1 pseudogene is annotated in these 393 nt (G+C 72.5%); it reads left to right on the forward strand.

From position 1 onward, the window contains the following. Nucleotides 1-12 precede the first annotated feature (12 nt). Nucleotides 13-393: pseudogene (locus G3I78_RS50360) on the forward strand (DNA cytosine methyltransferase); the annotation flags it as partial.

Here is a 393-nt window from a genome sequence, read left to right on the forward strand (position 1 = left end):
CTGCTGCAGCCGATGGCGACGCAGACCAGCCAGCAGGAGACCGCGCTCCTGTCGACCGGTCCGACCGTCCAGCCCCTGTGGACCCCGGACGCCGCCGGCGCGCTGCCGCCGATGGCGCTCGCAGTGGACAACTTCCAGGGGGCGGCGCGTGGCGCAGGGGATCCGCTGCCCACCCAGGTCGGCTCGGAGACCCTCGCCGTGCTGTCCTCCGGTGTCCTGCCGTACCGGAAGCACACGCTGCCCACGCTGCACGCCGAGGCGATGCCCACCTTCACCTCCGAGCAGATCCCGGCGGTACTGACGGCCGCCGGCTGGTACAAGCAGAACGGTCCCACCGGGAACGAGACCGCGCCGCACCCGATTACCGACCCGCTCGGGACACTCACCTCGCGC

Origin of the sequence: Streptomyces sp. SID13726, assembly GCF_010548375.1 — a bacterium.
Classification (GTDB): Bacteria; Actinomycetota; Actinomycetes; order Streptomycetales; family Streptomycetaceae; genus Streptomyces.